This window comes from Spirosoma knui, assembly GCF_054780635.1.
Genome location: NZ_BAAGVY010000005.1, coordinates 63,977 through 89,017, shown reverse-complemented (window position 1 = coordinate 89,017; position 25,041 = coordinate 63,977). Strand labels below are relative to the sequence as shown.

The 25,041-nt window shown below is 49.7% G+C and carries 28 protein-coding genes; 12 read left to right on the top strand and 16 right to left on the bottom strand.

The window, feature by feature from the left end:
* The first annotated feature begins 131 nt into the window (after nt 1-131).
* On the top strand, nt 132-890 hold the full coding sequence (locus ACYVIY_RS12725) for an SDR family NAD(P)-dependent oxidoreductase (RefSeq protein WP_460976733.1): 759 nt from the start codon (nt 132-134) through the stop codon (nt 888-890).
* Between the two features lie 2 nt (nt 891-892).
* Here the strand turns inward: ACYVIY_RS12725 and ACYVIY_RS12720 are convergent, their stop codons facing one another.
* The 3 genes from ACYVIY_RS12720 to ybeY all read right to left on the bottom strand — a co-directional run bounded on the left by ACYVIY_RS12720 (nt 893) and on the right by ybeY (nt 2,745).
* Nucleotides 893-1,825, bottom strand: a complete 933-nt coding sequence (locus ACYVIY_RS12720) for a polysaccharide deacetylase family protein (RefSeq protein ID WP_460976732.1) — start codon at nt 1,823-1,825, stop codon at nt 893-895.
* A 120-nt stretch (nt 1,826-1,945) separates the two neighbouring features.
* Nucleotides 1,946-2,275 (bottom strand): YegP family protein, encoded by a 330-nt coding sequence (locus tag ACYVIY_RS12715; protein WP_460976731.1) that lies wholly within the window; start codon nt 2,273-2,275, stop codon nt 1,946-1,948.
* 53 nt (nt 2,276-2,328) lie between these two features.
* The gene (gene ybeY / locus ACYVIY_RS12710; protein WP_460976730.1) at nt 2,329-2,745 is read right to left on the bottom strand and encodes an rRNA maturation RNase YbeY; all 417 of its coding nucleotides are present in this window, start codon (nt 2,743-2,745) and stop codon (nt 2,329-2,331) included.
* A gap of 62 nt (nt 2,746-2,807) precedes the next feature.
* Between ybeY and ACYVIY_RS12705 the strand changes: the two genes are divergently transcribed.
* The 3 genes from ACYVIY_RS12705 (at nt 2,808) to bioD (ending at nt 5,802) form a co-directional block, all read left to right on the top strand.
* Nucleotides 2,808-3,833, top strand: a complete 1,026-nt coding sequence (locus tag ACYVIY_RS12705) for a zinc-binding dehydrogenase (RefSeq protein WP_460976729.1) — start codon at nt 2,808-2,810, stop codon at nt 3,831-3,833.
* A gap of 188 nt (nt 3,834-4,021) precedes the next feature.
* Entirely contained in the window at nt 4,022-5,182 is a 1,161-nt protein-coding gene (locus ACYVIY_RS12700; protein WP_460976728.1) for an aminotransferase class I/II-fold pyridoxal phosphate-dependent enzyme, read from the top strand.
* A complete protein-coding gene (bioD, locus tag ACYVIY_RS12695; protein ID WP_460976727.1) occupies nt 5,179-5,802 on the top strand; it encodes a dethiobiotin synthase in 624 nt (207 codons plus the stop codon). Before ACYVIY_RS12700 ends, bioD begins: the two co-directional genes overlap by 4 nt.
* Before the next feature lie 33 nt (nt 5,803-5,835).
* Here bioD and ACYVIY_RS12690 read toward each other — a convergent pair whose 3' ends face one another.
* The gene (locus ACYVIY_RS12690; protein ID WP_460976726.1) at nt 5,836-6,657 is read right to left on the bottom strand and encodes an aminotransferase class IV; all 822 of its coding nucleotides are present in this window, start codon (nt 6,655-6,657) and stop codon (nt 5,836-5,838) included.
* Here ACYVIY_RS12690 and ACYVIY_RS12685 point away from each other — a divergent pair.
* Nucleotides 6,656-7,315, top strand: coding sequence for a Uma2 family endonuclease (locus tag ACYVIY_RS12685; RefSeq protein ID WP_460976725.1), 660 nt, complete (start codon nt 6,656-6,658; stop codon nt 7,313-7,315). The two genes, ACYVIY_RS12690 and ACYVIY_RS12685, sit on opposite strands and share 2 nt — an antisense overlap.
* Nucleotides 7,316-7,379: 64 nt before the next feature.
* On the opposite strand, the gene ettA is transcribed toward ACYVIY_RS12685, so the two are convergent.
* Nucleotides 7,380-9,047: an energy-dependent translational throttle protein EttA gene (gene ettA / locus ACYVIY_RS12680; RefSeq protein WP_460976724.1), complete on the bottom strand. Its 1,668-nt coding sequence runs from the start codon at nt 9,045-9,047 to the stop codon at nt 7,380-7,382.
* 74 nt (nt 9,048-9,121) lie between these two features.
* Here ettA and ACYVIY_RS12675 point away from each other — a divergent pair, with 74 nt between their 5' ends.
* Together ACYVIY_RS12675 and ACYVIY_RS12670 are read left to right on the top strand one after the other, a co-directional pair.
* Nucleotides 9,122-10,399: a DUF349 domain-containing protein gene (locus ACYVIY_RS12675; protein ID WP_460976723.1), complete on the top strand. Its 1,278-nt coding sequence runs from the start codon at nt 9,122-9,124 to the stop codon at nt 10,397-10,399.
* Between the two features lie 92 nt (nt 10,400-10,491).
* Complete coding sequence (locus tag ACYVIY_RS12670; protein ID WP_460976722.1) at nt 10,492-10,764, top strand: hypothetical protein; 273 nt, start codon at nt 10,492-10,494, stop codon at nt 10,762-10,764.
* Nucleotides 10,765-10,831: 67 nt separating this feature from the next.
* Here ACYVIY_RS12670 and serS read toward each other — a convergent pair whose 3' ends face one another.
* The 5 genes from serS to ACYVIY_RS12645 form a co-directional block, all read right to left on the bottom strand.
* Entirely contained in the window at nt 10,832-12,103 is a 1,272-nt protein-coding gene (serS, locus tag ACYVIY_RS12665) for a serine--tRNA ligase (RefSeq protein WP_460976721.1), read from the bottom strand.
* 64 nt (nt 12,104-12,167) lie between these two features.
* Nucleotides 12,168-13,508 (bottom strand): aspartate kinase, encoded by a 1,341-nt coding sequence (locus tag ACYVIY_RS12660; protein ID WP_460976720.1) that lies wholly within the window; start codon nt 13,506-13,508, stop codon nt 12,168-12,170.
* A gap of 64 nt (nt 13,509-13,572) precedes the next feature.
* Nucleotides 13,573-14,079: a 6,7-dimethyl-8-ribityllumazine synthase gene (gene ribH / locus ACYVIY_RS12655; protein WP_460976719.1), complete on the bottom strand. Its 507-nt coding sequence runs from the start codon at nt 14,077-14,079 to the stop codon at nt 13,573-13,575.
* A 142-nt stretch (nt 14,080-14,221) separates the two neighbouring features.
* The gene (locus tag ACYVIY_RS12650; protein WP_460976718.1) at nt 14,222-14,917 is read right to left on the bottom strand and encodes a tetratricopeptide repeat protein; all 696 of its coding nucleotides are present in this window, start codon (nt 14,915-14,917) and stop codon (nt 14,222-14,224) included.
* An 82-nt stretch (nt 14,918-14,999) separates the two neighbouring features.
* Entirely contained in the window at nt 15,000-15,227 is a 228-nt protein-coding gene (locus ACYVIY_RS12645; protein WP_460976717.1) for a DUF4926 domain-containing protein, read from the bottom strand.
* A 258-nt stretch (nt 15,228-15,485) separates the two neighbouring features.
* Between ACYVIY_RS12645 and ACYVIY_RS12640 the strand changes: the two genes are divergently transcribed.
* Complete coding sequence (locus ACYVIY_RS12640) at nt 15,486-17,870, top strand: TonB-dependent receptor (protein WP_460976985.1); 2,385 nt, start codon at nt 15,486-15,488, stop codon at nt 17,868-17,870.
* Between the two features lie 32 nt (nt 17,871-17,902).
* Here ACYVIY_RS12640 and ACYVIY_RS12635 read toward each other — a convergent pair whose 3' ends face one another.
* Genes ACYVIY_RS12635 through ACYVIY_RS12625 form a run of 3 tightly spaced genes read right to left on the bottom strand, consistent with a single transcriptional unit; the run spans nt 17,903 to nt 19,486 of the window.
* On the bottom strand, nt 17,903-18,097 hold the full coding sequence (locus ACYVIY_RS12635; protein ID WP_460976716.1) for a DUF2283 domain-containing protein: 195 nt from the start codon (nt 18,095-18,097) through the stop codon (nt 17,903-17,905).
* Nucleotides 18,094-18,345 (bottom strand): DUF4258 domain-containing protein, encoded by a 252-nt coding sequence (locus tag ACYVIY_RS12630; RefSeq protein ID WP_460976715.1) that lies wholly within the window; start codon nt 18,343-18,345, stop codon nt 18,094-18,096. The genes ACYVIY_RS12635 and ACYVIY_RS12630 overlap by 4 nt, the downstream gene beginning before the upstream one ends.
* 1 nt (nt 18,346) lies before the next feature.
* A complete protein-coding gene (locus ACYVIY_RS12625) occupies nt 18,347-19,486 on the bottom strand; it encodes a cystathionine gamma-synthase (RefSeq protein WP_460976714.1) in 1,140 nt (379 codons plus the stop codon).
* Nucleotides 19,487-19,548: 62 nt separating this feature from the next.
* Here ACYVIY_RS12625 and ACYVIY_RS12620 point away from each other — a divergent pair, with 62 nt between their 5' ends.
* On the top strand, nt 19,549-20,220 hold the full coding sequence (locus ACYVIY_RS12620) for a TVP38/TMEM64 family protein (RefSeq protein ID WP_460976713.1): 672 nt from the start codon (nt 19,549-19,551) through the stop codon (nt 20,218-20,220).
* Here ACYVIY_RS12620 and ACYVIY_RS12615 read toward each other — a convergent pair.
* The gene (locus ACYVIY_RS12615) at nt 20,149-21,015 is read right to left on the bottom strand and encodes an alpha/beta fold hydrolase (protein ID WP_460976712.1); all 867 of its coding nucleotides are present in this window, start codon (nt 21,013-21,015) and stop codon (nt 20,149-20,151) included. The two genes, ACYVIY_RS12620 and ACYVIY_RS12615, sit on opposite strands and share 72 nt — an antisense overlap.
* 31 nt (nt 21,016-21,046) lie before the next feature.
* On the opposite strand from ACYVIY_RS12615, the gene ACYVIY_RS12610 reads away from it, so the two are divergent.
* The 3 genes from ACYVIY_RS12610 to ACYVIY_RS12600 all read left to right on the top strand — a co-directional run bounded on the left by ACYVIY_RS12610 (nt 21,047) and on the right by ACYVIY_RS12600 (nt 23,868).
* Nucleotides 21,047-21,517, top strand: a complete 471-nt coding sequence (locus ACYVIY_RS12610; RefSeq protein WP_460976711.1) for a MaoC family dehydratase — start codon at nt 21,047-21,049, stop codon at nt 21,515-21,517.
* Between the two features lie 86 nt (nt 21,518-21,603).
* Nucleotides 21,604-22,773, top strand: a complete 1,170-nt coding sequence (locus ACYVIY_RS12605; protein ID WP_460976710.1) for an acyl-CoA dehydrogenase — start codon at nt 21,604-21,606, stop codon at nt 22,771-22,773.
* A 168-nt stretch (nt 22,774-22,941) separates the two neighbouring features.
* Nucleotides 22,942-23,868, top strand: coding sequence for a helix-turn-helix domain-containing protein (locus tag ACYVIY_RS12600; RefSeq protein ID WP_460976709.1), 927 nt, complete (start codon nt 22,942-22,944; stop codon nt 23,866-23,868).
* Between the two features lie 27 nt (nt 23,869-23,895).
* Here the strand turns inward: ACYVIY_RS12600 and ACYVIY_RS12595 are convergent, their stop codons facing one another.
* Together ACYVIY_RS12595 and ACYVIY_RS12590 are read right to left on the bottom strand one after the other, a co-directional pair.
* A complete protein-coding gene (locus ACYVIY_RS12595; RefSeq protein WP_460976708.1) occupies nt 23,896-24,333 on the bottom strand; it encodes an energy transducer TonB in 438 nt (145 codons plus the stop codon).
* Between the two features lie 2 nt (nt 24,334-24,335).
* Nucleotides 24,336-25,034, bottom strand: coding sequence for a phosphoglycerol geranylgeranyltransferase (locus tag ACYVIY_RS12590; RefSeq protein ID WP_460976707.1), 699 nt, complete (start codon nt 25,032-25,034; stop codon nt 24,336-24,338).
* Nucleotides 25,035-25,041 lie beyond the last annotated feature (7 nt).

Below are 25,041 nucleotides of genomic sequence, written 5' to 3'. Positions count from 1 at the left end.
TGTGCCTGTTTAGACTATCATATTCGAGATAGTTCAAACAGGCATCCTTGTTATAAACCAAAAATAACGTTGCGTAACCTTGTCGATTCCAATTTTTAGGTAGGTTTGTAGCCCATCCGTATGTAGGCATTATGTCGAATTTTGTCAACCAGACTGCGTTTATTACCGGAGCCGGTTCAGGCATTGGCCGCGCAACAGCCAACGCGTTTGCCAAAGCAGGCGCTCGGGTTGTCGTTGCTGAAATCAACGAAACAAGTGGGCGCGAAACTGTTCAGCAGATCGAAGAGGCCGGTGGAAACGCCTTGTTTGTAGCCTGCGACGTAGCGCAACCCGCTCAAATTGACGCGGCAATCCGGCAGACGATAAGCACGTACGGACGCCTAGATATCGGAATTAATAACGCGGGTATCGGCGGAAAATTCGCCCGGTTCACCGATCAGACGGCGGAGGACTTTAACCAAATAACGGCCATTAACATCGGCGGTGTTTTCTACGGTATGCAGGGTCAGATTCGTCAGATGCTGGCGCAGGGTGGTGGCAAGATCGTAAACGTATCAAGCATTGCGGGCGTACGGGGCATGCCGATGGGCGCTCCCTACAGCGCAACCAAACATGCTGTCTTGGGGCTCACCAAAACCGCAGCGTTAGAATACGCAAAGCACAATATCCGCATAAATGCAGTTTGTCCGGTTTACACGCATTCGGGCATGGTCGACGAACTGATCAACACGGCCCCAGGTATGGAAGAACGGATGCGCAAAATGATTCCCGCAGGCCGACTGGGAAATCCGGAGGAAATCGCGCAGGCAATTATATGGCTTTGCTCCGACGAAAACGCCTTTTGTACAGGTCAGGCCATTCAACTGGATGGCGGATTTACAGCCGGGTAAAGTTATAGCTTTCGATTCGCCAACTCATCGATCATAGCCGGAACTTCTGGTTCGCCTTTGAAGAACGCTCCTTTTTTGCCCTTTGTAAGTGCCCAGCGGTGAAGCCACGAGATGCCACCTTTGCCGTAGTATTGATCCGGTGATTGGTACGCTACGTCTCGAAGAGCTTCCTCCAACGTAATAAACTCATAGCCACCTTGCCTAAGCTGATTAAAAAGCTGGCCCAGGTGATCGGCATTGATCGTATTGGCATGCAGGAGTAGAACTTGCGGTATCTGCCGCCCGAAAAGCGAGTCGGATTGCGCTTCGTAATACCGGACACAATCGTTCATGTAGGCAACGTAACGCTTCCCCACTTCGGCCGCTAACGTAGTGTCCCGGAGCAGTAGGGCGTGGTCGTAAGCCCGAGAGAACAGCCAATCCGAATTGTCAACAGTAACCGGAGCCTCTCGGTAACCGCGTTGTTTGAGAAAGGCTTCGAGCGAATCCTTCTTGGGCTGTGAGTCACCTTTATGCAGATACGGATGCCGGAAATAGCGGTAGGATTTGCCTTGCTTGTTAAGAAACGCTTTGACCGGTTGCTCCCCGGACAATACGTCGGTCTTTAGCTCGTCAAACGAAACCAGATTATAATCTTTATGGCCGAAGGTGTGATTGCCAAGCTCTAAACCCGCGTTTAGCCATAAGTTTAACATATTAAGTTGGCTGGTATCTGGCTTAGCATCCGTCTGTACAAACGAACCGATAACAAACCCGACCGCCGGAACTTGATACGTCGTGCAATGAGCGAGCAATTTCTGCGTCACAAGCCGCTTTCCGGACGCGTCGACGTAATATTTAGAGACAGTGGGCAAATCGTCGATTGTAACCACAATTCGTTTCTGTGCCGTAGCCACGAACGTAATCAACAAAAGAGCGCAGGCTATGAGTCGCATTCGATCAAGTTTTAGAGAGAAGCTGCTAGTGGGATGGCCACATACATAAAATCAACAAGCAACTTACGGCAATTCCGGAAGATAAGGCTTCTCTCTTTATCTTCCGGAATTGTAACCGGTTTAGTTCTCTTCCACAACTTCAGCGTCGGGCGCGTTTTTCTTGACCGACTCAATACCATTATCACGTCCACTCTCGCTTTCGTACGTTTCGCTGGTGCCGATAACCTGACCGTTGCTTGCCTTCAGATTGAAGCGAAATTTGCCAGCCGTTGTTGTCTTGCGTTCATACCGGTCATCGTTGGATGAGTTCTTTTTGACAGACTCAATGCCGTTTTCGCATGCGCTTCGGGTCGTATAGCCCTCACTACTTAAAATGACCTGGCCATTGCCAGCCTTCAGGTTGAACTGAAATTCTCCGTTTTTACGGGTACTAATGACGAATTTACCCATGATCGTTCGTGCAAAATGGTGAGTGTAAATAGGTTAACAACTACCGTAAGTCATTACTGCCATTTTTCTAACCACTCCTCTTCCTTGGTCCGCATCAGGGCGGCCTCTTCATCGGTTTTATCGCCGTACCCGCAGAGATGTAGTAACCCATGAGCCAGCACCCGGCGCATTTCCTGGTCGGCCGAAACACCCAGTTGATTGGCATTGTCAGCTACCCGCTCAACGCTAACGAAAATGTCGCCCTCTAGCTTACCGTCTTCCTCGCTTTGATCGAACGTAATGATGTCTGTATAATAATCGTGCTGGAGATAGTCGCGGTTGACTTGCAGGACGTGTTCGTCCGAGCAGAAAATGTAATTTAGCTCACCCACCGCATAACCTTCGGCTTCTGCCTGCCGTTTAAGCCACTGACGGGTTACCTGCTGTTTGGGGAGTTTATACGGAACGTCCTCGTTAAAGAACCGAATCATCAGCCTGTCTTTTTTCGGCAAAGGTACATCTGCGCGAATCAACTCTTTGTAATCGTTAAAAAATGAAAGCTATTCAACTTGCCGGGACCCATCAGCCTGTTCAGCTGATCGATGCGCCAACTCCGGCTGTTCGCCCCGGCGAAGTACTCGTAAATCTTCGGGCAGCGGCACTCAACCACCGGGATGTATTTATTCAGAAGGGATTATATCCGGGTATCAAACTGCCCGTTATTCTAGGGTCAGATGGAGCCGGTGTCGTGACTGAAACTGGCGAGGGGGTTGACACAGTATGGCGGGGTCAGGAAGTCGTGATCAATTGCTCACTAAACTGGGGTGATAATCCAAATTTTTACGGATCCGATTTCCGAATTCTGGGCATGCCTGATAACGGCACGTTCGCGGAATACGTAGAGATACCGGTTAAGTATGTCCACCACAAGCCTACGCATCTATCGATTGAGCAGGCAGCCGCCTGGCCTTTAGCGGGCGTAACAGCCTGGCGATCAGTGATGACCCGTGCGGGATTGCATAGCTCAGGTAGTAGCGTTCCCGAAAGAGTGTTAATCACCGGTATTGGCGGAGGGGCCGCCTTGTTTGCGTTGCAGTTTGCGGTAGCCGCTGGTGCCGAAGTTTGGGTAACCTCTGGCTCCGAGGAAAAGCTGGAAAAAGCGAAAGTGATGGGCGCAGCGGGGGGCGTTAACTACCGAGAGTCAGATTGGGCTAAAACGTTAATGGCTCAGACCGGTGGAGGGCGTGCCGGTTATTTTGACGTCATTATCGATAGCGCGGGTGGAGCGGGCTTCGCGAAACTGGTTGATACTGCCGCACCCGGTGGGCGTATTGTCATCTTTGGTGGAACAACCGGCAACCTGACCGATATTGCCCCGTCGAAAGTGTTCTTCAAACAGCTCAACATCTTCGGTTCAACTATGGGTACCGAACGGGAATTTGCTGATATGATCGCGTTTATAAACGATAAACAGCTTGTCCCCATACTTGATGAATTGTTTCCATTAGCCGAAGCGGAAGAGGCATTTCGAAAGATGGACGAGGGGAAACAGTTTGGAAAAATCGTTTTCGAAATCTAGCTGTAACCTTTTGTTAGCTGAAATGTTTACCCTGTTTCTGGGCCACTCTATCAATTTTTGTTGGAATAGTTAAATCTGAATGAAGTTATCCACACAAACCATGTGGATAACTATTACTTTATTCACATTTTGAGCTATGTATGCCTTTGACGGCCAGCAGTTCAACGAAGGGGTTTTATCTTTGCGGTATGACCGAATCGAAGTGTACCATTAGTCAATTGTTAGTTGAGCGACTCGCTGCCCACCAGCAGGCAGGGCTGTTACGCCAACTGCGCACGGCTGGCAATTTGGTTGACTTTTGCTCGAATGACTATCTCGGTTTTGCCCGCTTGCCCGAATTAAAAGCCGCTATTCAGGAAGCTGATACAGGTCAGGACTTGCGCACGGGTGCAACGGGTTCACGACTATTAGCGGGTCAGACCGAGTTAGCTGACGTAGTGGAAAGCGAGCTGGCCATTTTCTATCGGACCGAAGCGGCTCTTGTTTTCAACTCCGGTTTTGACGCCAATATAGGGTTGTTGGCCTGCCTGCCTAAAGCCGGCGACACTCTCCTGACCGATGAACTGATTCATGCCAGTATGATTGACGGGGCACGCTTGAGTTACGCAACCCGTCAGCGTTTCCGACATAACGACCTCCGTGACTTGGAAACGAAGTTACAGCAGGCAAATGGACAGGTGTTCGTAGCGGTCGAATCGGTTTATTCGATGGATGGCGACGTAGCTCCGTTACGTGAGCTAGTGACCTTATGTGAGCAGTATGGTGCCGCGTTGCTGGTTGATGAAGCTCATGCCACGGGTGTTTATGGACCGGACGGCGAAGGGCTAGTCGTTGAACTGGGCTTACAGGATCGTGTGCTGGCGCGCGTGCATACGTTCGGTAAAGCGTTAGGTGTGCATGGGGCCGCGGTTGTCGGTCCTGACGTACTACGCCACTACCTGATCAATTTCGCCCGATCGTTTATTTATACGACGGCTTTACCTCCGCATAGTTTACTCGCTATTCGGTGCGCGCATCAACAGTTGCAACGCAGTCCAGAGGCCCGTAAGCAGTTGCATGAACGGATTACCTACTTCCGAAACTGTGCCGAAAAGGCATTACCAAACGCCATTTGGACGGCTAGCACCTCCCCTATTCAATGCCTGATTGTTCCTGGTAATGAACAGGCCCGATACGTAGCTACGGAAGCGCAGCGGGCGGGTTTCGATGTCCGTGCAATCCTTAGTCCCACCGTTCCAGTTGGTCAGGAGCGATTACGGATCTGTATTCACACATTCAATACAGCGCAGGAAATAGAGCATCTGGTTATTGTATTGCAAACGGTGCTAGTCGCTGAACCATCTTTATGAATTTTCCCAAACAACTTATAGTAGCCGGTATCAGCACAGAGATTGGAAAAACCGTAGCCTCGGCCGTGCTGGTTGAAGCTCTTAAAGCCGACTATTGGAAGCCTGTTCAATCGGGCGCGTTAGAAGATTCCGATACGGAAACCATCCGCCAATTGACGACCAATCCAGTTTCCCGATTTCATTCGGAAGCGTACCGGCTTACAGCTCCCCTATCGCCCCACGCTGCGGCTGAATTAGACGGGGTGACCATTGAACTGGATAAGATTACGTTACCACAAACGGATAATACGTTAGTGATTGAACTAGCTGGCGGCTTGCTTGTACCCCTCAATAACCACGACCTGAATATTGATCTGGTACAGAGGCTGAACCTTCCCATTGTGCTGGTTTCGAAAAACTATTTGGGCAGCATCAACCATACGTTGTTATCCGTTGAAGCGTGCCGTACTCGAAACATTACGATCCTGGGCATACTCTTCAACGGCCCGACGGTACCAGCGACTGAAACGTTTATTTTAAACTACACAGGTTTGCCGTGTCTGGGACAAATTAAGCAGGAGGAGTCGATCACGAAGGAAGTAATCAGCCAATACGCCCGTTCGCTTCACTTGGCAGCGTAATAAAGCAACGTATCGACTGTTCTTAGAATACGGCTACCAGTTCTTCACAAACTCGTTGAATCGCTCCAGTAAGAATTTCGCCTTTGGCCCAACGTGTCCATCGCCGATGGTTAGCTCACCAATCTGAGTGATGGGCAGCACTTTTTTAGTTGAACTGGTGGTAAAGGCTTCGTCGGCATCGTACAGTTCGGAGAGCAGAACAGGTCGCTCTTCAACCTTGAAGTCGCTTTGCGCTAATTGAATAACGGTGCGACGCGTGATACCGCGTAAGATATGACGATCGGGCGTAATTAGTCGGTCGCCTTTGGTGATGAAGAAATTGCTCCGGCTTAATTCGCTGATCTCACCTCCTTTTTGATAAAGCAGATCTGCTGCCCCGGCTGATTTTATTGCCTGAGCCATCAAAATAACGCGCTTGTAATCCGTGCTTTTCACTTCGGCCATTTCGCGAACGTAATCATCCAGGATGACCTTAATTCCCGTTTCGTACTGAACCGGCTGTACTGGATGAATCGCTTCCGTAAGAATGAGCAAATTGGGCCGTTCAACGCTGATGCTGTCGGCAGAGTAACCACCCGTCAGTACAAATCGGAAGGCAGTATCTGTTCCACCATTCCGTTCAATCAGGTCCATCAGCAAGCCGTACGTCTCCTCTTTGCTAAGCGGCAGCGGCAGGTGCATACGTTGGGCTGAGTTCTGGAAACGCTCCCAGTACCAGTCCCATTGAAACGGCCGACCGTTATAGGTAAGGAAGTAATCGAACAGACCGTAACCACGTAATAAGCCCAGATCTGTTACGCCAACCCCAAGCTGGTCGGCGGGAGCGATGGTGCCGTTGAAATAGCCGTAATGCATGAGAAATGCGTTATCTTTACTAGAAACAAAGGTACAGCAAATGAGCGTAACACCCCGGACATCTTCGCGGAAATCGCCCCTATCACGCAAGATACCTGCATCGTTGATTTATGAAGAAATTAACGGTGTACCCTATTATTATCAGGGATATCGGGCAGTATTGTCAAGGCAAAAAACAATTGAAGACATAATGGGGGCTAGTGCATTGCAATCAGCAGTTGTTTCGCTGCTTATTCATATTTTATACAAATACCTTCCGTTTGACGATTATTTGATTGCTACAAACGAGCCTGGTCTTCACATGGGAGTTGGAAACAACCTATCTAATGATATTGCTGTATTTGACCAATCCGCCCTACCAACGCCACTAGACGAAAAGTATTTCTCAATACCACCACGCGTGGTTATTGAAGTGGACGTAAAAATTGACCTGCCCGCCAATGTTAGTGAGACAGAATATGTCTATGATAAGACACAAAAGTTACTCGATTTCGGTGTTCAGAAAGTCATTTGGGTATTGACTAAGACCCAACGAATGCTTGTCGCTCAGCCCAACGAACGTTGGATATTGACGAACTGGGATGATGTTATTGAGGTACTGCCTGGCTGTAGCTTTGAACTAAATCCACTGTTGCGGTCGAAAGGGGTAATCTTATAATGCGCATCCGATACAATAATAAAGGTCGATCCTAAGAGAATCGACCTTTATTATTGTAACAAGATTATACCAGCTTTTTGTATTTAATCCGGGTTGGCGTAGCGTCAGTGCCTAAGCGTTTACGACGGTTCTCTTCGTATTCGGAGAAGTTACCTTCAAACCAATACACCTGTGAATCACCCTCGAAGGCCAGGATGTGCGTGGCGATCCGGTCCAGGAACCAGCGATCGTGGCTGATGACCACGGCACAACCCGCGAAGTTCTCCAAACCTTCTTCCAGGGCGCGTAACGTATTGACATCAAGGTCGTTGGTCGGCTCATCGAGCAGAAGCAAGTTAGCGCCTTCTTTCAGAATCATGGCCAGGTGAACCCGGTTCCGTTCACCACCGGATAACGTACCAATTTTCTTTTCCTGATCGGCTCCGGCAAAGTTGAACCGGCTTACGTAGGCCCGGGCGTTGCTCTGCTTACCACCCAGCATGATCCAATCGTTACCGCCGGATATGGTTTCATAGACGGTTTTATTGGGATCAAGGCCGTCGTGTTCCTGATCGACATACGCCCATTTTACGGTCTCCCCTACGTCGAACGTACCGGCGTTAGGCTTATCACGACCTGTGATGAGTTTGAACAGGGTCGTTTTACCGGCACCGTTCGGCCCGATAACCCCAACAATACCGCCCTGCGGCAGCCGGAAGCCGAGGTGTTCAAACAGCAACCGATCGCCGTACGCTTTTGCTACGTCTTCAGCTTCAATAACTTTGGCTCCCAGACGCGGCCCCGACGGAATGAAAATCTCCAGTCGTTCTTCTTTCTGGCGGTTATCTTCATCGAGCAAGCGTTCGTAAGCGCCCAGACGCGCTTTCGACTTCGCCTGCCGTGCTTTAGGAGCCATACGAACCCACTCCAACTCGCGTTGCAGGGTCTTCTGCCGCTTCGATTCAGATTTCTCTTCTTTCGCTAAACGTTGCTGTTTCTGATCAAGCCAGGACGAGTAATTTCCTTTCCAGGGAATGCCTTCGCCCCGATCCAGTTCAAGAATCCAGCCCGCTACGTTGTCCAGGAAATACCGATCGTGGGTTACGGCAATGACGGTACCCGTATATTGACGCAGGTGTTCTTCCAGCCACAGTACGGATTCGGCATCCAGGTGGTTCGTTGGCTCGTCAAGCAGTAGTACGTCGGGTTGCTGGAGCAACAGCCGACAAAGCGCTACCCGACGCTTCTCCCCACCGGACAGGTTGTCGATGATGGCATCCTGGGGCGGGCAACGTAACGCGTCCATAGCCCGTTCCAGTTTTTGATCAAGCTCCCAGGCATTGTAGTGATCAAGCTTCTCCTGAACTTCGCCCTGTCGCTCGATCAATTTATCGAAATCAGCGTCCGGATCGCCAAAGGCTTCGTTGATTTCGTCGAACTCTTTCAGCAGGTTCACCACTTCCTGAACGCCTTCTTCAACGACCTCCCGAACCGTCTTGCCAGCCTCAAATTTGGGTTCCTGTTCAAGCATCCCAACCGAGTAGCCAGGCGAAAAAACGACCTCACCCGTGTAGCTTTTATCAATACCGGCAATGATACGTAACAGCGTAGACTTACCCGAACCATTCAGGCCCAATACGCCGATTTTAGCGCCATAAAAAAAGGAAAGGTATATGTTCTTTAGGATTTGTCGGTTAGGCGGAATATTTTTACTCACGCCCGCCATAGAAAAGATTATGGTTTCCTGACTCATTAATTTCTAATAGATTTGTGGTTGGCAATTACCCCCAAATTTAACCCACAGCGCAGCCTTAACCAAGAATAGGAATGGAAAACGCTTCACTGGTAGATGAATACGGTTACGTCAAAGACGGAAAGGTATTTTTAAAAGGCTACCTGAATTATGAAGATCGCCAGATCGGCGAGGTCAAACGTACAGAGCAGGAAGCGCTCGATTACTTTAAGAATCGCTTCATCATTGCCGAGAACAAAGTCAGTCAGCTAGAAAAGGATATTGCCGAAGCTCAGAATAAAGGATCGTACCTAACCAAACTCGTTCAGCTTCGAAAGAAACTACTTGGCTTCGACGCCCTTGGCGACTTTCTGCCCCTGCTCGAACGTCTAGATGAACAGGAGCAATTACTCGCGGAGTTGATCACCGTTAATCAACTTAAAAACCTTGAAATTAAGCGTGCCCTGATTGCCGAAGCGGAAGCGATCGCTGACAGTACAGACTGGCGCCCAACGGCCGACGCCCTCCAGGAGATTAAAACCAAATGGATTAAAACCGGTCCAGTCGACAAGTCCGTCGAAGCCGAGGTGGAAGGCCGATTTCAGGAACTGCTGGACGGGTTCTTTCAGCGTCGCCGTGAGTTCTTCAATGAACAGAACAAAGTCATTCAGGAACGTCTGGATAAGTACGATGAATTAATCAGACTGGCCTTTCGCGCGAATCGACTGGGTGATCTGGATGCGGCTTTTCAGGAAGTTCGTAAGCTCAACAACGCTTGGAAAGCAGTTGGCGAGGTACCGATCAAGAAGAGTGGCAAGCTCTACAAACAGTTTAAGAAAGCCACAACGATGTTCTACACGAAGTATAACGACGCTAAAGGCATTGTTATCGAGAAGAAGATCGACCCACGCATTGAGGCTCAGATGAAAATGGCCGACGAAGCCGAGAAACTGGCGAAGCAATCGGACATTTTTGCGGCCGCTGAGCGAGCTAAAGTGCTGCTCAATAGCTGGAAGGAAGTGAAAGTGCCGTTCAAGATGCAGGATAAAACTCTGAATGAGCGGTTCCGGGCGGCCTGTGACAAGATTTTTGAGTTAAGTTATTTACATCGCGTACTCGCCCGCAAGTATCCCGCTTTCGAATTGAAAAGCCAGTCGGAGCAGATCCGGACTAAGATTCGCGAGATGGAATACCTGGTTAAACGGGAGAAAAGCGATCTTCAGTTTGCGCTCCAGGACGCCGACGGACTGGACCCAAACAACGACGCTGACAAGCAGGTATTGAACAAAATCAATACGCAGAAACGAAAGATCGCCATGAAGGAAACCATTCTGCGTGAGTTCCAGAAGCAATTAGAAACCGTCGGTTATTGATCAATCATAGTTCAAGGCATAATGTACCAAAACGAAACGTGCCCCGGTCCATCACCGGGGCACGTTTCGTTTTACAGCTTTGTTTCATAAGTATGGAAACCACAACGAATCAACCTGCAATTTTGACCGAAGCTGAGTTTAAAGCAGCGATTCCGCTGAACAAGTACGTCCGGCTCGATTACTTCACTGAACTGCGCGAATTCATTCGTACTGATGCGCTCACAAAGCTCATAATCGAAAAAGATGGTGTTGACCACCTCGAACTAGCCACCGGCGAGCAGATTCCTATGGACCGCGTTATTCGCATTGACGGGCATTTGTCTCCAAACTATCCCGGTTACGACGACTATTCGTGTAGCTGCTGATACGTTGTTTGTCTGTTCAATTGTCCAGCGCGTTCGGCAACAACTGAACAGACAACCAATCGAACAGTTAATCAATCATGTCGAACCCGCAATAGGGAACGAGTACGCTTGGGATTCGTATACCCTCAGGCGTCTGGTTGTTTTCCAGAATCGACGCCAGAATACGGGGCAGCGCCAAAGCGGAACCGTTCAGTGTATGCATCAGTTGCGTTTTTCCCTCAAGCTTAGACCGCAGCTTAAGCCGGTTGGCCTGATACGTCTCGAAGTTGGAGACGGAACTGACTTCCAGCCACCGCTGCTGCGCGGCCGACCACACCTCCATGTCGTACGTTAAGGCCGACGTAAAGCCCATGTCGCCCCCGCAAAGCCGTAATACGCGGTAGGGCAATTCTAGTTTTTGAAGAAGCGACTGCACATGCTGGCTCATCTGCTCCAGGGCGGCATACGAGTTCTCCGGCTTTTCAATCCGAACAATTTCAACTTTGTCGAACTGATGCAGCCGGTTCAGACCGCGTACGTGCGCTCCCCAGGAACCCGCTTCTCGCCGGAAACAAGGGGTATAGCCAACGTTTTTGACAGGTAGTTGTGCTTCCGGCAAGATAACGTCACGATAGATATTCGTGATGGGGACTTCGGCTGTGGGAATCAGATACAGCTTGTCTTCGGCGACGTAATACATTTGCCCTTCCTTGTCTGGCAACTGGCCCGTACCGAAACCAGAATCTTCGTTGACTACAATGGGCGGCTGCACCTCTACATATCCAGCATTCAGGGCTTCATCCAGAAAAAAGTTAATCAGCGCCCGCTGAATACGCGCGCCTTTTCCTTTATAAACCGGAAACCCTGCCCCCGATATTTTGACACCCAGCTTGAAGTCGATAATGTCGTACTGCTCAATCAACTCCCAGTGTGGTTTAGCACCTTCGTATAGTGTAGGCTTTTCACCATTTTCGAGTACGACTTCGTTATCCTCGGGCGTGCGTCCCTGCGGAACGCTACTATGGGGAATGTTAGGAATAGTAACGAGCACATCCTGCAATTGCTGCTCAACTAGTCGAAGACTTTCGTCCAGATCTTTCGAGCGATTCTTGAGCGCGGCTGTTTCGGCTTTAGCTGACTCAGCAGCGGCTTTGTCACCCGACTTCATCAACGCGCCAATCTCTTTAGCCTTTGCGTTCGACTGAGCTAATACGTCGTCCAGTTCTTTCTGGGTGTCACGCCGTTGCTGGTCAAGAGCCAGTACCTGATCAACGGCCGTTTCGGCATTCGCAAAATGGCGCTTGTGCAGCCCAGCCAGCACGGTTTCTTTATTCTCGCGAATGAAGGAAAGTTGAAGCATTAGTTGTAATGCAGAACAAAGCCTGCTTTAGTCAATTAGAGTTTTGTGTTGTTAAGCGGTATGCTTACACCGAAAATAACCCTTCATTCAGCGCATTCAAGGCGTCAGCCTTGTAACGACTGTGAACAAGCATTGAAAGGTTACTCTCGGTGCCGCCGTACGAAATCATCCGAATCGGAATGTTCTTCATGGCGTTGAACACCCGAACTGCCACGCCTTCATTGTCGGCGCTGAAATTACCAACGATACAGATGATAGTCTGATCGTAGTCCGGTTCTTCAAGCGTACAGAATGCACTCAACTCCTCACTGATCTCCCGGATTTTCTCTGTGTTATCGATCGTCACCGAAACCGACACTTCCGACGTAGCGAGCATATCGACCGGTGTCTTATACTTCTCGAAAATCTCGAAAATACGACGCAGGAAGCCATACGCATTCAGCATACGGGTCGAATGAATGTACAATGCCGTAATGCCATCTTTTGCGGCTACAGCCTTGAACACCTGATGTCCCGAGGCCGACCCTTCAGTGCGGTCGGCAATGAGCGTACCTGGCGCAGCAGGGTCCATCGTGTTTTTCAGACGTACCGGTACGCCAAACATGCGGGCGGGCGTAATCGTCGACGGATGCAGAATTTTAGCTCCGAAATAAGCCAGCTCTGCCGCTTCATCAAAGGTCAGTTCACGGACGGGGAAGGTATTTTTTACGATGCGTGGATCGTTGTTGTGCATCCCATCGATGTCCGTCCAGATTTGAATTTCTTCCGCACGTATTGCCCCACCGATCAAGGAAGCTGTGTAGTCAGAACCGCCCCGCTTTAGGTTATCAACTTCACCCCTTGGATTCCGGCAAATAAAACCCTGGGTTACAATGATCTGCTTATCCTCGTGTTGAGGCAGCATACTGGCAAGCTGCTGTTCCGTGTACGGAATCTCAGGTTCGTTATCGGCATCAATACGCATGAATTCAAGCGCGGGCAGCAACGTAGCAGCGACGCCCTCCTCCTCCAGATAAGCCGCAAACATCTGGGTACTTAATAACTCACCCTCGGCGACCAGTTCCTTCTCCTGCTTGAGCGTAAAGGGCTTAATACGGACCAGCGACCGAATGAACGAAAACTCTTTATCAATAATCTGCTGACCGGCAGCCTTACCGGCATCGGTTTTATACAACTCGCTTATAAAGCCATCATAATGCGCTTTCAGCGCGTCGATTTTAGCCGTTGCCTCGACATCGTCATTCGCTTTGAGCGATTCGCCAATGGCCAATAGGGCGTTTGTAGTACCCGACAGGGCTGAGAGAACGACAATTTTACGCGTGTCGTCGCTGGTAATTAAGGTACGGATGGAGTGCATGCGCTCGGGCTTCCCGACCGACGTGCCACCAAATTTCCAGACGTGCATTTTTTAAAGAGTGAATGAGTGAAAGAGCGGATCAGGCGAAAGCAATCATTTGCTCTTTCACTCTTTATTTGAATTGATACGAATAAACTTGCTTCTGTAAGCCCAGCATTTTAATGGCGGTGATAGCGGCCTCGTCGCCTTTGTTACCATGTTTTCCACCGGCCCGCTCAAGCGCCTGCTGTTGGTCATTCGGCGTCAGGACGCCAAAAATAATGGGCTTGCCCGTCTTAAGCCCAACATTGGTCAAGCCCTGGGCAACCGCATGATTGATGTAGTCGTTGTGCTTGGTTTCACCTTGGATAACACAGCCTAAAGCAATGACCGCATCCACATCATCGCGTTGTGCAAACCATTGAGCACCCAGAGTTAACTCGTAACTGCCCGGCACATTGCCCCGAACAATGTTCTCTGCTTTTGCGCCATGGGTCAACAACGTTTGATAGGCCCCCTCAAACAAGGCTTCCGTTACGTCGGTATTCCATTCAGAAACAAGAATTGCAAATCGACGAGCACTGATGTCAGGTAGCTCATCGGTCGAGAAGACACTAAGGTTTTTTAGAGTAGAGGCCATGAGTTGCGAAGTAGCCCGGACGGCCACGTCCAGGTTCTGTAATCAGTTGTTATTGCCGAGCGTGGCCGTCCGGGCTATTAATAAAAAAGGACAAAACCCCGGTCGGCTTTGTCCTTTGCTGTATTGATCTGTTCAGATACGCTTACGACTCGCCGACCGTTGCTTCGAGCAACGATTTATACTTCTTAGCACTAACGGCTTCGGCAGATTGGGCGTACTTTTCGATAATATCGTTGTAGGTGGCAATGGCTTTTTCATTCAGTTTGGCTTGCTCGTAAGCAACAGCCAGCTTCATCAGATAGCCAGGCGTAAAGTATTTGTTGGGCTTGTAATCGGCCGCTTTCTGGTAGTAATCAGCAGCCTCGTCGAAGCTCTTCTTCTCCATGTACGCGTCTCCAATCAGGGCATAGGCGCGAGCCTGAACCAGCAGATCTGAAGAACTGAAGCTTTTCAAGTGCTCGATAGCTTCGTCATACTTCCCTTGTTTCAGCAGACCAAGTCCAGCGTAGAACTCAGCTAGGTTGCCGCTCGGGGTTGAACCGTAGTTATCGGCAATCGATAGTAGGCCCGGCGTTTTGCCATCGCCACTGAGCGCTTTATTCAGTGAGTCGGCTTCGAGTTTATAAACCGATGGGAACATCTCGGCCTGAGCGGTATCGTCCTGGCTGCTTACGTAGGCCCGGTATCCGAAGAACCCAACGATCAGCAAAGCAATGCCGCCGAGTACGCCTAATACGATGTTCCGGTTCTGTTGAAAGAAGTCGCCAACATCCTCTAATCTGTTTTCTAACGCGTCCGGATCTTCCAAAAACTCCAATCCGCTGTTCTTCTTGCTCATGCTTTTGCAATTTGGACTGCAAAATTATAAATATTTGCCATTGCGGAAAAGCGTAAACCTCAAAACTTTACGAATTCATTTCTTATTGAACGGCCATGTCCCGAACCGCCATCAATTCTGAAGCTCGTACACTCCGAATTTGGTGGGGTAATAAGGTTTCAATGGCTACCGGCTCACCCGTTAACGTCACAAATTCCACCTCAAAGGCCTGGCCTTCATTATACACGGTCAGGATCGTGCCCACATCCCCTGCTTTTAACCGACCACCGGTGATTTCTTCCTGCAGCACAACCAAATCAAATTCATTCATACGTTGATACACACTTGCCTTGTAGAGAAACGTCTAAACTAAAGTCTTGTTTTGTTAAATTCCGCTTAACTTTGCCCCGCTAATCTTAATAAGGGGTGCCCTAATACAACGGGCTGAGATTATACCCATCGAACCTGCGCGGGTAATGCTGCGAAGGGAGGCCGGACGCGGCACGCTGGATTTCTTATTTTTTATGTTCAACCAAAGGTAGGATTGGCCCCTTGCCTATCGTCATTCTTTTTCGTCGTGAAAAAAACGATGACTGGGCGGCATTCCGTCTACTCTTTTATACTGATAGCTTTATTAGGGCTATCCTCGCTGCCCTCGTGGGCTCAACTGTCTATTTCGGGTACGGTTAGCGACGCTGATGGCGGTACGCTGCCGGGCGCAGCCGTTGTCCTTGAAGGAACCTATACGGGTACGTTTACCGATGCTGCCGGTACGTTTCGACTAACCAACGTGAAACCCGGCTCAGTATCCGTACGGGTTTCTTTGCTCGGCTACGAGGCCCAAACGCAGCCCGTTACGTTGACGCAGAACACGACGTTGACGTTCAGCCTGAAAAAATCAGCGGTTCTGGTTGACGAAGTAGTCGTTAGCGCTACTCGGGCGAATCAAAAATCAGCGATTGCCTATACCGATGTTTCCCGTCAGTATCTGGATAAGCTCAACTTAGGTCAGGATATTCCGCAACTGCTCAATTTTACGCCATCTGTCGTAACTACGTCTGATGCGGGGGCGGGCGTTGGCTATACGGGTATTCGAATTCGAGGCTCCGATGCGACGCGGGTGAACGTAACACTGAATGGGATTCCGTATAATGATGCGGAGTCGCAGGGTACTTTTTTTGTGAATATGCCCGATTTTGCGTCGTCTGTGAGCAGCATTCAGATTCAGCGGGGTGTTGGTACATCGATGAATGGCGCGGGGGCATTCGGTGCCTCACTGAATATCCAGACCACTAAACTGGAGACAAAGCCTTACGCCGAAAGCAATCTTTCCGCCGGTTCGTTTGGCACACACAAGGTTAACGTATTAGCCGGTACGGGCCTGCTGAATAATCACTTCGTACTGGATGCCCGCTTGTCGAGTGTTCATTCCGACGGCTACATTGACCGAGCGTTCTCTAACCTGAAATCGTTTTACATATCAGGCGGCTACTACACGGACAAGAGCTTCATTCGGCTAAATATCTTTTCGGGTCAGGAACAAACGTATCAGTCGTGGGGCGGAGTACCGGAAAATTTGTTAAAAACCAACCGCACGTATAATCCATACACATACGACAATGAGACGGATAACTATCAACAGGATAACTATCAGCTTATTACGTCGCACGAGCTAAGCCGGAAGTGGCGGCTTAATGCGTCGTTCTTTTATACAAAAGGGCGGGGTTATTACGAACAGTATCGGCCGGAAGATAAGTACAGCAACTATGGCTTACCAGACGTAGTCATTGGCGACTCCACGATACGCCGGACCGACATTATCCGCCGTCGCTGGCTGGACAATGATTTTTATGGAACCGTCTTTTCACTGGATTATAACAGCTTCGGTAAACTGACGGCCAACATCGGCGGAGGCTGGAATACATACGATGGTGATCACTACGGAGAAATCATATGGGCACGTATCGCTGGTACAACGAACATTCGGGATCGTTACTATACCGATAATGCCAAGAAAACAGATTTCAATCTGTATGCGAAAGCGTTTTATCAATTCACTCCAAAACTGACGGCTTTTGCAGACGCTCAGGTCCGGACCGTGGATTATTCGTTTCTAGGGTTCAACAGCCAGTTACAGAATGTTCAGCAGAACGCCGGGCTGACGTTCTTCAATCCAAAAGCGGGGCTGACCTATACAATCAACGATCGGAGTACTGTGTACGCATCCGTTGGTGTGGGCCATCGCGAACCCAACCGCGATGATTATACGCAGTCAACGCCTATGAGCCGCCCCAAAGCGGAACGTCTGATTGATTATGAAGCAGGCTACAAAGTGCAAAGGCAGCGGTTGGCTTTTACGGCGAACGTTTATTACATGAATTACCGGAATCAACTGGTCTTGTCGGGCCAGTTGAACGACGTAGGCGCGTATAACCGGGTCAACATTCCGGTTAGCTACCGGGCTGGACTGGAGTTGGAAGTAGGCACCCAACTGGCTAAGCAGCTTCGCTGGAACGTAAACGCCACGTTTAGTCAGAATAAAATTCGAAACTTCACAGAGTTCCTCGACAACTTCGACAATGGTCAGCAGGAAAGTCGGCAGTACACCGAAACGGATATATCCTTCTCGCCTAATGTAATTGCCGGATCGCAACTGCTGTATACCCCGGTGAAAGGTTTGGAATTAGGTCTGTTGTCTAAATATGTAGGTAAACAGTTCTTGGACAATACGTCGAATGAGAACCGAAAACTCGACGCGTATTTTACGAACGACATCCGGCTTATTTACTCGCTCAAGCCCAAATTTGCGCAGGAAATTGCCTTCACCATCCTGTTCAACAACGTACTGAACGAACTGTACGAATCGAACGGCTATACGTACGCTTATATCTCGGAGGGCCGGGTGACCGCAGACAATGGCTATTATCCACAGGCAGGCCGTAACTTCCTGGCGGGCGTGAGAGTACGGTTTTAAAAGAAGGGGCATCGGTTGCCGGTGCCCCTTCTTTACGCCAATTCCATCTCGATCGTATTCGGTTTTGGCATCGTTTTCGAGGCATTAAGTACTTCTATACCAATCAAAGTGCCTGATACCGAATAATCTAAAATTACGCCCGGTTTATCTTCGTCGCTTTCCGCAATGGGTTCGTTACTTAAGCTGATGTAAAGAATATCAGTTTCCTTATCGTATTTTACTTTCATCGGTATTTGCTGATTTTAGACGTTAGATAAACGGTCTTCACTAAGTTCGGTATTTTGTTACTGTTCACAAAAACTCGAAGCAAACAGTCTTTTTCATCTCTTTTTACAAGCGACTGGTAGATAACTTGTCCATCACCTTCCTCTATAATTTTGTCAGGCGCTTTCAGAACCGCTTCAACCATATCAGGCGCTAAACCTCGTAAGGCAATCTGTTCCAGTGCATGAGCAGAGAAGGCATAGTTTACCATGCTACCCAATTGCCTGTGCTAAATCTTCTATCAGGTCCTCAACGTCCTCGACGCCAACGCTGAGCCGGATGAGCGTATCTTTCAGGCCGTTCTTTTCGCGCTCTTCTTTGGGAATACTGGCGTGCGTCATGCTGGCAGGGTGCGTGCAAAGCGACTCAACGCCCCCCAGTGACTCGCCGAGTGAAAATACGTTGAAGCTCTCCATCACCCGTATTGCCTCAGGCATCGAATCGCCGTGTAACGTAAACGAGAGCATGCCACCGAACCCACGCATCTGCTGTTTGGCCAGTTCATGCCCAACGTGCGATTCTAAACCAGGGTAATACACCTGACTGACTTTGGGATGCTGTTGCAGGTATTGAGCGACCTGCATGGCGTTTTCGCAGTGCCGCTGCATCCGTAAGTGTAAGGTCTTGATACCACGTAGCACCAGAAAGCAATCCTGCGGTCCAGGTACGGCCCCACACGCATTCTGGATAAAGGCTAGCCGCTGCGCCATTTTGTCGTCGTTGAGTACAATTGCCCCCATCACCGTATCAGAGTGGCCACCGAGGTACTTGGTCACCGAATGCACCACAATGTCAGCGCCTAAGTCGAGCGGGTTTTGCAGATAAGGCGAGGCAAACGTATTGTCGACTACGAGCTGAATGTTACGTTGTTTCGTGATCGCGGCAATGGCTGCAATATCAACCAGACGTAACAACGGATTGGTCGGCGTCTCGATCCAGACCATCTTTGTTGCTGACGTAATAGCGGATTGCAAATTATCAGGATTGTCCAGACCAACGAACTTGAATTTCAGACCAAACTCCTGAAAGACACGTACCATAATCCGGTAGGTGCCCCCGTAGAGGTCGTTGCTGGCAATGATTTCGTCGCCGGGTTTGAAGAGTTTTAGTATCGCATCGGTTGCGCCTAATCCCGACGAATAGCAGATACCGTGTTTACCATTTTCGAGAGCCGCCAGATTATTTTGCAGCACCGTTCGGGTTGGATTTTGCGTACGGGCGTACTCGTATCCTTTGTGTTTTCCGGGCGACTCCTGAACATAAGTTGACGTCTGATAGATTGGCGTCATAATTGCGCCGGTCGTAGGATCCGGCTCGATACCGGCGTGTATGGCTTTGGTTGCGAATTTCATAATCGAAGGTAATACGTTTTTCATTTCTAAACCGCCGGGGCCATTAGGCGGTTTGATAACTAGTGAAGCAAGCCATTCTCAAAAAACTGACCGGGCCCGCCATTGCCGGGATACTACTCTCTGTTACGCCGATCGTCTTTACGTCGGCGCTGACGTATTATGCCATCGTGTACGAAGCCGCCATCGCCCGGTTCACGACCTGGGAATGGGTTGTTATTACGTTGATCTGTACAATTACATCGGCCGCTTTAACGCCACCAACCATGCTGGCGTTAATCTTCGGTTATTTTTTGGGTTGGCAGGCGGTCCTCCCCCTGTGTATTATCAACCTGGGTGGCATCCTGTTTATTAATTCAATTGTGCATTGGCTGGATCACGATCGCTTCATCGCGTTCCTGCGTCGTAACCCCAAAGCGCAGTCGGTACTTGATCGTATTCTGAACAAAGAGCTGGAAGTGATCTTCTTCGCCAAGCTTTCACCTATTCTGCCTTTTGGGTTAACGAATCTGATGTTCGCGCTTTCGGGAGCGAAACTCAGCAATATTTTGCTCGGCGGTTTTCTGGGTATGTTGCCCCGGACGTTACTGGCGATCTGGTCGGGACATCAAGCTCACGAAATTCGTACCCTGCTCGAAAATCCTAATCAAAGTAACTGGACCCAGCTAATTATTATTGGTTTGATCATCGTGTCGATTGTCGGCCTGTGGCAGGTCATTCAGCGTGCGCTGCGCTAAGCGTTCGGCAGCCATCTCGATCAAATGATTATGGCCGGTACGTAGTATCGTTACATCGACCCGCCGAAGTCGGCTGCTAAGCGGAAGGATATACTGGGGCGGAATAATCCGATCAAACGCGCCCACAAAAAAGCGAACGGAAACCGAACGTTTAGTCAATGAAGTGCTAATGGCGCTTAAATCAGGCTTGATACGTCTGAATTGAGTCCAGGATAGATACACTAAATCGCGCTGCCGGGATGTCCCCAGTGAGAGCTCAGCAAAACGCATAACCGTTCGGTTCAGCAAACCCAATCGGGTCAACCCAACGCCAACGTAGCTGAGTACCGACAAATGGCGTAACACGTAGCGAAACAGCGTCCGGCCCAGGCTCGAACCTGTAGCCAGTCGATACCAAAAATTTGGAGTGATGCCATCGGGAGCGATCAGGATAAGTTGATCTACGCGATCGGGAAAAACCTCCGCCGTTGCCAGCGCAAAGCGCCCACCTAAGCTGAATCCTATTGTTCCAAACTGATCAACGCCGAGGTGCCGTAAAAAAGCCTCGATTAACCTTTGCCAACTGCTTTTAGTTAGTAACTCTGGGTCGCTGTAAGTGCTGGCTCCGTGAAAAAATAAGTCAACAGCATAAATCGTAAACAGCGTACCAACTGACTTCTCAACGGGCGCAAATACCTGACTGTCTTGTCCAAAACCATGAAAGGCAAGCAACGTAGCAGGTCCCTTTCCGTAGGTTCGGTAAGCCAGTCGACCGCCTTCAAACTCAAAAAAGCGAACATCGGCGCCTTGTGTCATGCCGGTAAAATTGCACAAAACCCAATCATCCATGCAAACCTTTGCCAATCTGGCCGAATTTTCGGCGCACGCCGGACAATCACTCGGTGAAACCGACTACATGACCATTACCCAGGAAATGGTCGATCTGTTCGCGCAAGCGACGGGCGATCATCAATGGATTCACACCGATCCGGAACGGGCCGCCCGGGAATCTCCGTATAAAACAGCGATTGCGCACGGCTTTCTGACGCTCTCGTTAGCGCCTAAGCTCCTGGCCGAAATCTACAGCGTAGAGTCGGTGAAGATGGGGATCAACTACGGAGCCAACAAGATTCGGTTCACCAACGCGGTACCGGTCGGCAGCCGTCTGCGCATGAAAGCCTGGCTGCACCATGCCGAGCCCCAAAATGCCAATGAAGACGGCAATGGTGTCCGGGCCATCGTTGAATGCGCGTTTGAGGTCGAGGGCGAACAGAAACCAGCCTGCGTAGCCGAGCTGATTACGTTGCTCTTTGAGTAACCGTATGCATGCATACTATTAGGCAGTTTCTTCGTATATTTACCCCATTCACAACAAACGTTAAAACTGACTAATCAACCAATTCAATGGCAACGGCAACGCTGGAGTTACAGGGATTGAATTTTAATTTATCGGAGGAGCACCTCGCCGTGCAGGAAGCGGCCCGCGATTTTGCGCAGAACGAACTGCTGCCGGGCGTTATCGAACGCGACAACGAAGCCCGGTTTCCAGCCGAACAAGTAAAGCGGATGGGCGAGCTGGGCTTCATGGGCATGATGGTTTCGCCCGAATACGGCGGTGGCGGCATGGATACCGTTTCCTACGTACTGGCTATGGAAGAAATTTCCAAAGTCGATGCGTCTGCTTCGGTAATCATGTCGGTCAATAATTCGCTCGTCTGTTACGGACTGCAGCAGTACGGCACCGAAGAGCAAAAGCAGAAATACCTAACCAGGCTCGCCACGGGTGAAGTAATCGGCGCGTTTTGTTTGTCAGAACCCGAAGCAGGCTCCGATGCTACGTCCCAGGCCACTACCGCTGAGGACAAGGGCGATTATTACCTGCTGAACGGCACAAAAAACTGGATTACTAACGGAAATTCGTCGAGCATCTGCTTAGTGATTGCGCAAACTGACCGCGAAAAAAAGCACCGTGGTATCAACTGCCTGATCGTTGAAAAAGGTGTGCCCGGATTTGTGGTTGGCAAGAAAGAAGACAAGATGGGCATTCGGGCTTCGGACACCCATTCGTTGCTGTTCACCGATGTGCAAGTGCCCAAAGAGAATCGGATCGGCGAAGATGGGTTTGGGTTCAAGTTTGCGATGACTACCCTCAACGGCGGACGTATCGGTATTGCCGCCCAGGCGCTGGGTATTGCTGCTGGTGCTTATGAACTGGCCCTAAAATACAGCCTGGAGCGCAAGTCATTCGGCAAGCAAATCTTTGACCACCAGGCCATTCAGTTTAAACTAGCCGAGATGGCAACCAAGATTGAAGCGGCTCGGCTGTTAGTTTACAAAGCCGCCCGGCTGAAGGACGAACACAAAGATTACGTGCAGGCTGCGGCCATGGCGAAGCTATATGCCTCCGAGGTAGCCATGTGGGCAACCACCGAAGCCGTGCAGATTCATGGCGGCTATGGATACGTAAAAGAGTTCCACGTAGAGCGGTTGATGCGCGATGCGAAAATCACGCAGATCTATGAAGGTACGTCGGAAATCCAAAAATTAGTGATCGCTCGCGAGCTAATTCGCTAAGCTTTTTCTAAAGAGAATAGAATTATTTTGCACTCTGAGCCCGTTCCTTATAAGAGAACGGGCTTTTTATTTATTATTCGGAAACTTTTCTACTTGTATTAGTTTTGTACAAATTATTAGATTTGTGCAAATTTGAGTGCAAATCCGGTTAGAACGCACCCTTCAGCTATGGAAGACTATAATAAAATTATCGAATCGCTGGGCGTTAAGTTCATTAAAGCCCGTAATATTCGTATTCTACAGCCTATCACTATCAAGAATTTCTACGATGTTGAGAATACATTACTCATCTTATACAATGGGGAAGTATCAATCGGTGATGAGAAAGTGAGAGTGGATGTTGGCGACATGTTATTTATCCCCGGCGGAAAACATGTTACCGTTACGTATGGCGATCCATCGAACGCCAAGGTTGTGTCGAACGAAGAGTTTATGACGCACCGCGAATCATATTGGGAAGGTAACCACGACCCCCGGCTGATCGGTCACTTGCCCAACTCGTTCGGCTACGTGTCATTCGAAGCGAAAGTGTTTGACTCGGTTAATTTCTTTAATTCGCTCGACGTGCCTCCATTTATCATTAAACGCGAAGACCACCTGGCGAATACGATCGATCAGATTCTGGCCGAGGACATGACGGATCTGGCGGGTAAGGGACGGATCATCAAGATCAAGACCGATGAAATCGTGATTGAGGTGGTTCGCTATATCCTCAAGAATCGTTTGTTTGTTGAGCAGCTGGTTACGAACAGTACGTATTTCAAAGATCCACGCCTGATCGACATCTTTGCCTATATCAAAGAAAATCTGGGTGGCGACCTATCGAACAAAGTGCTGGCGAACGTAGCGAACGTATCGGAAGACTACGTTGGGCAGTATTTTAAGATGCTGACCGGTATTAATCCTCAGGATTATATCGAATACCAGCGCATGGAAGCAGCAGTAGGCTTACTACGTACCAGCAAGAAAAGCATTCGGGCCATTGGGGCCGAGGTTGGCTACAAAGACACGGCTTACTTCTGCCGCCGGTTTAAGATGATGTTCGGCATTCCGGCCGGTAAGATGCGCCGTCGGGAATCACTGATGAACGTATAAAAAAAGCCCGGAGTGCTCCGGGCTTTTTTATTGTAAATTTACTTCAATCGGTAACGTATAGAATACCGCTACCGGACGGCCATCCACCTCGCCGGGCCGCCAGCGCGGCATCTTTTCGATAGCGGCAATAATTCCCGTCATGTATTCCTGCATGCCCTTGCGCGTCTCTTTTTCAAGGGGCTTTGTGGTGATCCGCACGTCGCGTACATTCCCGAACCGGTCGACAATGAACTTCGCAGCTACCTGGCCTGTGCTGTAATTCTTGCGGATCAGGGAGTTCGGAAATTTTATGTTTTGAGCCAGATACCGACTTAGGGCCGCTTTTCCGCCCGGAAACTCCGGTTGTTGCTCAACCGTGGTGTATACCATCTCAGACTTTGAATCTGACTGGGCAGCGGTATCGGTCGTCGAAATTAAGTAGAGCGCGGTGGTAAACCACAGCAGCGTAATTGCAATGTGTTTCATGGTCAGGCTTGTACGGCCGATTGATTAAATTCACGCACTACGGTTGACAATTCCGGCAGTAAATCCGGATTCTGTTCAATGCCGTTTCCAACAATGATCAGATCAGCCCCGGCCTGCAAGGCCTGATACGCCTTCTCGCCCGAATTGATACCTCCGCCCACGATGATAGGCGTATCGACTGCTGCCCGAACAGCGGCAATCATCTCCGGCGCAACGGCCCACCGGGCTCCGCTACCGGCATCGAGGTACATGAGTTGTAAGCCAAGCATTTCGCCCGCCATCGCGGTACAGGCGGCTACGCTGGGTTTGTCGTGAGGAAGCGGCATTGTACCACTAACGTACGAAACGGTCGTTTGCGTACCACTGTCGACGACCATATAGCCTGTTGGCAGGATTTCTAACCCGCTTTTCTTAAGAAGCGGAGCGGCAATTACATGTTGGCCTATCAAAAATTCTGGGTTACGCCCCGAAATCAGCGACAGCAGAAAGATAGCGTCGGCAGACGACTCAATGTGCAGGGGATTTCCCGGAAACAGGATAATGGGCGTTGACGAATGCTGACGAATGGTCCTAATTACCTCTTTGTGGCTATAGTCGGTCACTAAGCTGCCGCCCACCAGAAAAAAGTCAATCGGATAGGTTGCTGTTTGGTTTAACAGGCTTATAAGCACATCTTGCTCGACCTTATCGGGATCGAGCAAGATGCCA

Coding starts and splice junctions, on each gene's coding strand:
- ACYVIY_RS12725 (WP_460976733.1), top strand. CDS start 132: ATGTCGAATTTTGTCAACCAGACTGCGTTTATTACCGGAGCCGGTTCA.
- ACYVIY_RS12720 (WP_460976732.1), bottom strand. CDS start 1,825: ATGCGACTCATAGCCTGCGCTCTTTTGTTGATTACGTTCGTGGCTACG.
- ACYVIY_RS12715 (WP_460976731.1), bottom strand. CDS start 2,275: ATGGGTAAATTCGTCATTAGTACCCGTAAAAACGGAGAATTTCAGTTC.
- ybeY (WP_460976730.1), bottom strand. CDS start 2,745: ATGATTCGGTTCTTTAACGAGGACGTTCCGTATAAACTCCCCAAACAG.
- ACYVIY_RS12705 (WP_460976729.1), top strand. CDS start 2,808: ATGAAAGCTATTCAACTTGCCGGGACCCATCAGCCTGTTCAGCTGATC.
- ACYVIY_RS12700 (WP_460976728.1), top strand. CDS start 4,022: ATGACCGAATCGAAGTGTACCATTAGTCAATTGTTAGTTGAGCGACTC.
- bioD (WP_460976727.1), top strand. CDS start 5,179: ATGAATTTTCCCAAACAACTTATAGTAGCCGGTATCAGCACAGAGATT.
- ACYVIY_RS12685 (WP_460976725.1), top strand. CDS start 6,656: ATGAGAAATGCGTTATCTTTACTAGAAACAAAGGTACAGCAAATGAGC.
- ACYVIY_RS12690 (WP_460976726.1), bottom strand. CDS start 6,657: ATGCATTACGGCTATTTCAACGGCACCATCGCTCCCGCCGACCAGCTT.
- ettA (WP_460976724.1), bottom strand. CDS start 9,047: ATGAGTCAGGAAACCATAATCTTTTCTATGGCGGGCGTGAGTAAAAAT.
- ACYVIY_RS12675 (WP_460976723.1), top strand. CDS start 9,122: ATGGAAAACGCTTCACTGGTAGATGAATACGGTTACGTCAAAGACGGA.
- ACYVIY_RS12670 (WP_460976722.1), top strand. CDS start 10,492: ATGGAAACCACAACGAATCAACCTGCAATTTTGACCGAAGCTGAGTTT.
- serS (WP_460976721.1), bottom strand. CDS start 12,103: ATGCTTCAACTTTCCTTCATTCGCGAGAATAAAGAAACCGTGCTGGCT.
- ACYVIY_RS12660 (WP_460976720.1), bottom strand. CDS start 13,508: ATGCACGTCTGGAAATTTGGTGGCACGTCGGTCGGGAAGCCCGAGCGC.
- ribH (WP_460976719.1), bottom strand. CDS start 14,079: ATGGCCTCTACTCTAAAAAACCTTAGTGTCTTCTCGACCGATGAGCTA.
- ACYVIY_RS12650 (WP_460976718.1), bottom strand. CDS start 14,917: ATGAGCAAGAAGAACAGCGGATTGGAGTTTTTGGAAGATCCGGACGCG.
- ACYVIY_RS12645 (WP_460976717.1), bottom strand. CDS start 15,227: ATGAATGAATTTGATTTGGTTGTGCTGCAGGAAGAAATCACCGGTGGT.
- ACYVIY_RS12640 (WP_460976985.1), top strand. CDS start 15,486: ATGACTGGGCGGCATTCCGTCTACTCTTTTATACTGATAGCTTTATTA.
- ACYVIY_RS12635 (WP_460976716.1), bottom strand. CDS start 18,097: ATGAAAGTAAAATACGATAAGGAAACTGATATTCTTTACATCAGCTTA.
- ACYVIY_RS12630 (WP_460976715.1), bottom strand. CDS start 18,345: ATGGTAAACTATGCCTTCTCTGCTCATGCACTGGAACAGATTGCCTTA.
- ACYVIY_RS12625 (WP_460976714.1), bottom strand. CDS start 19,486: ATGAAATTCGCAACCAAAGCCATACACGCCGGTATCGAGCCGGATCCT.
- ACYVIY_RS12615 (WP_460976712.1), bottom strand. CDS start 21,015: ATGACACAAGGCGCCGATGTTCGCTTTTTTGAGTTTGAAGGCGGTCGA.
- ACYVIY_RS12610 (WP_460976711.1), top strand. CDS start 21,047: ATGCAAACCTTTGCCAATCTGGCCGAATTTTCGGCGCACGCCGGACAA.
- ACYVIY_RS12605 (WP_460976710.1), top strand. CDS start 21,604: ATGGCAACGGCAACGCTGGAGTTACAGGGATTGAATTTTAATTTATCG.
- ACYVIY_RS12600 (WP_460976709.1), top strand. CDS start 22,942: ATGGAAGACTATAATAAAATTATCGAATCGCTGGGCGTTAAGTTCATT.
- ACYVIY_RS12595 (WP_460976708.1), bottom strand. CDS start 24,333: ATGAAACACATTGCAATTACGCTGCTGTGGTTTACCACCGCGCTCTAC.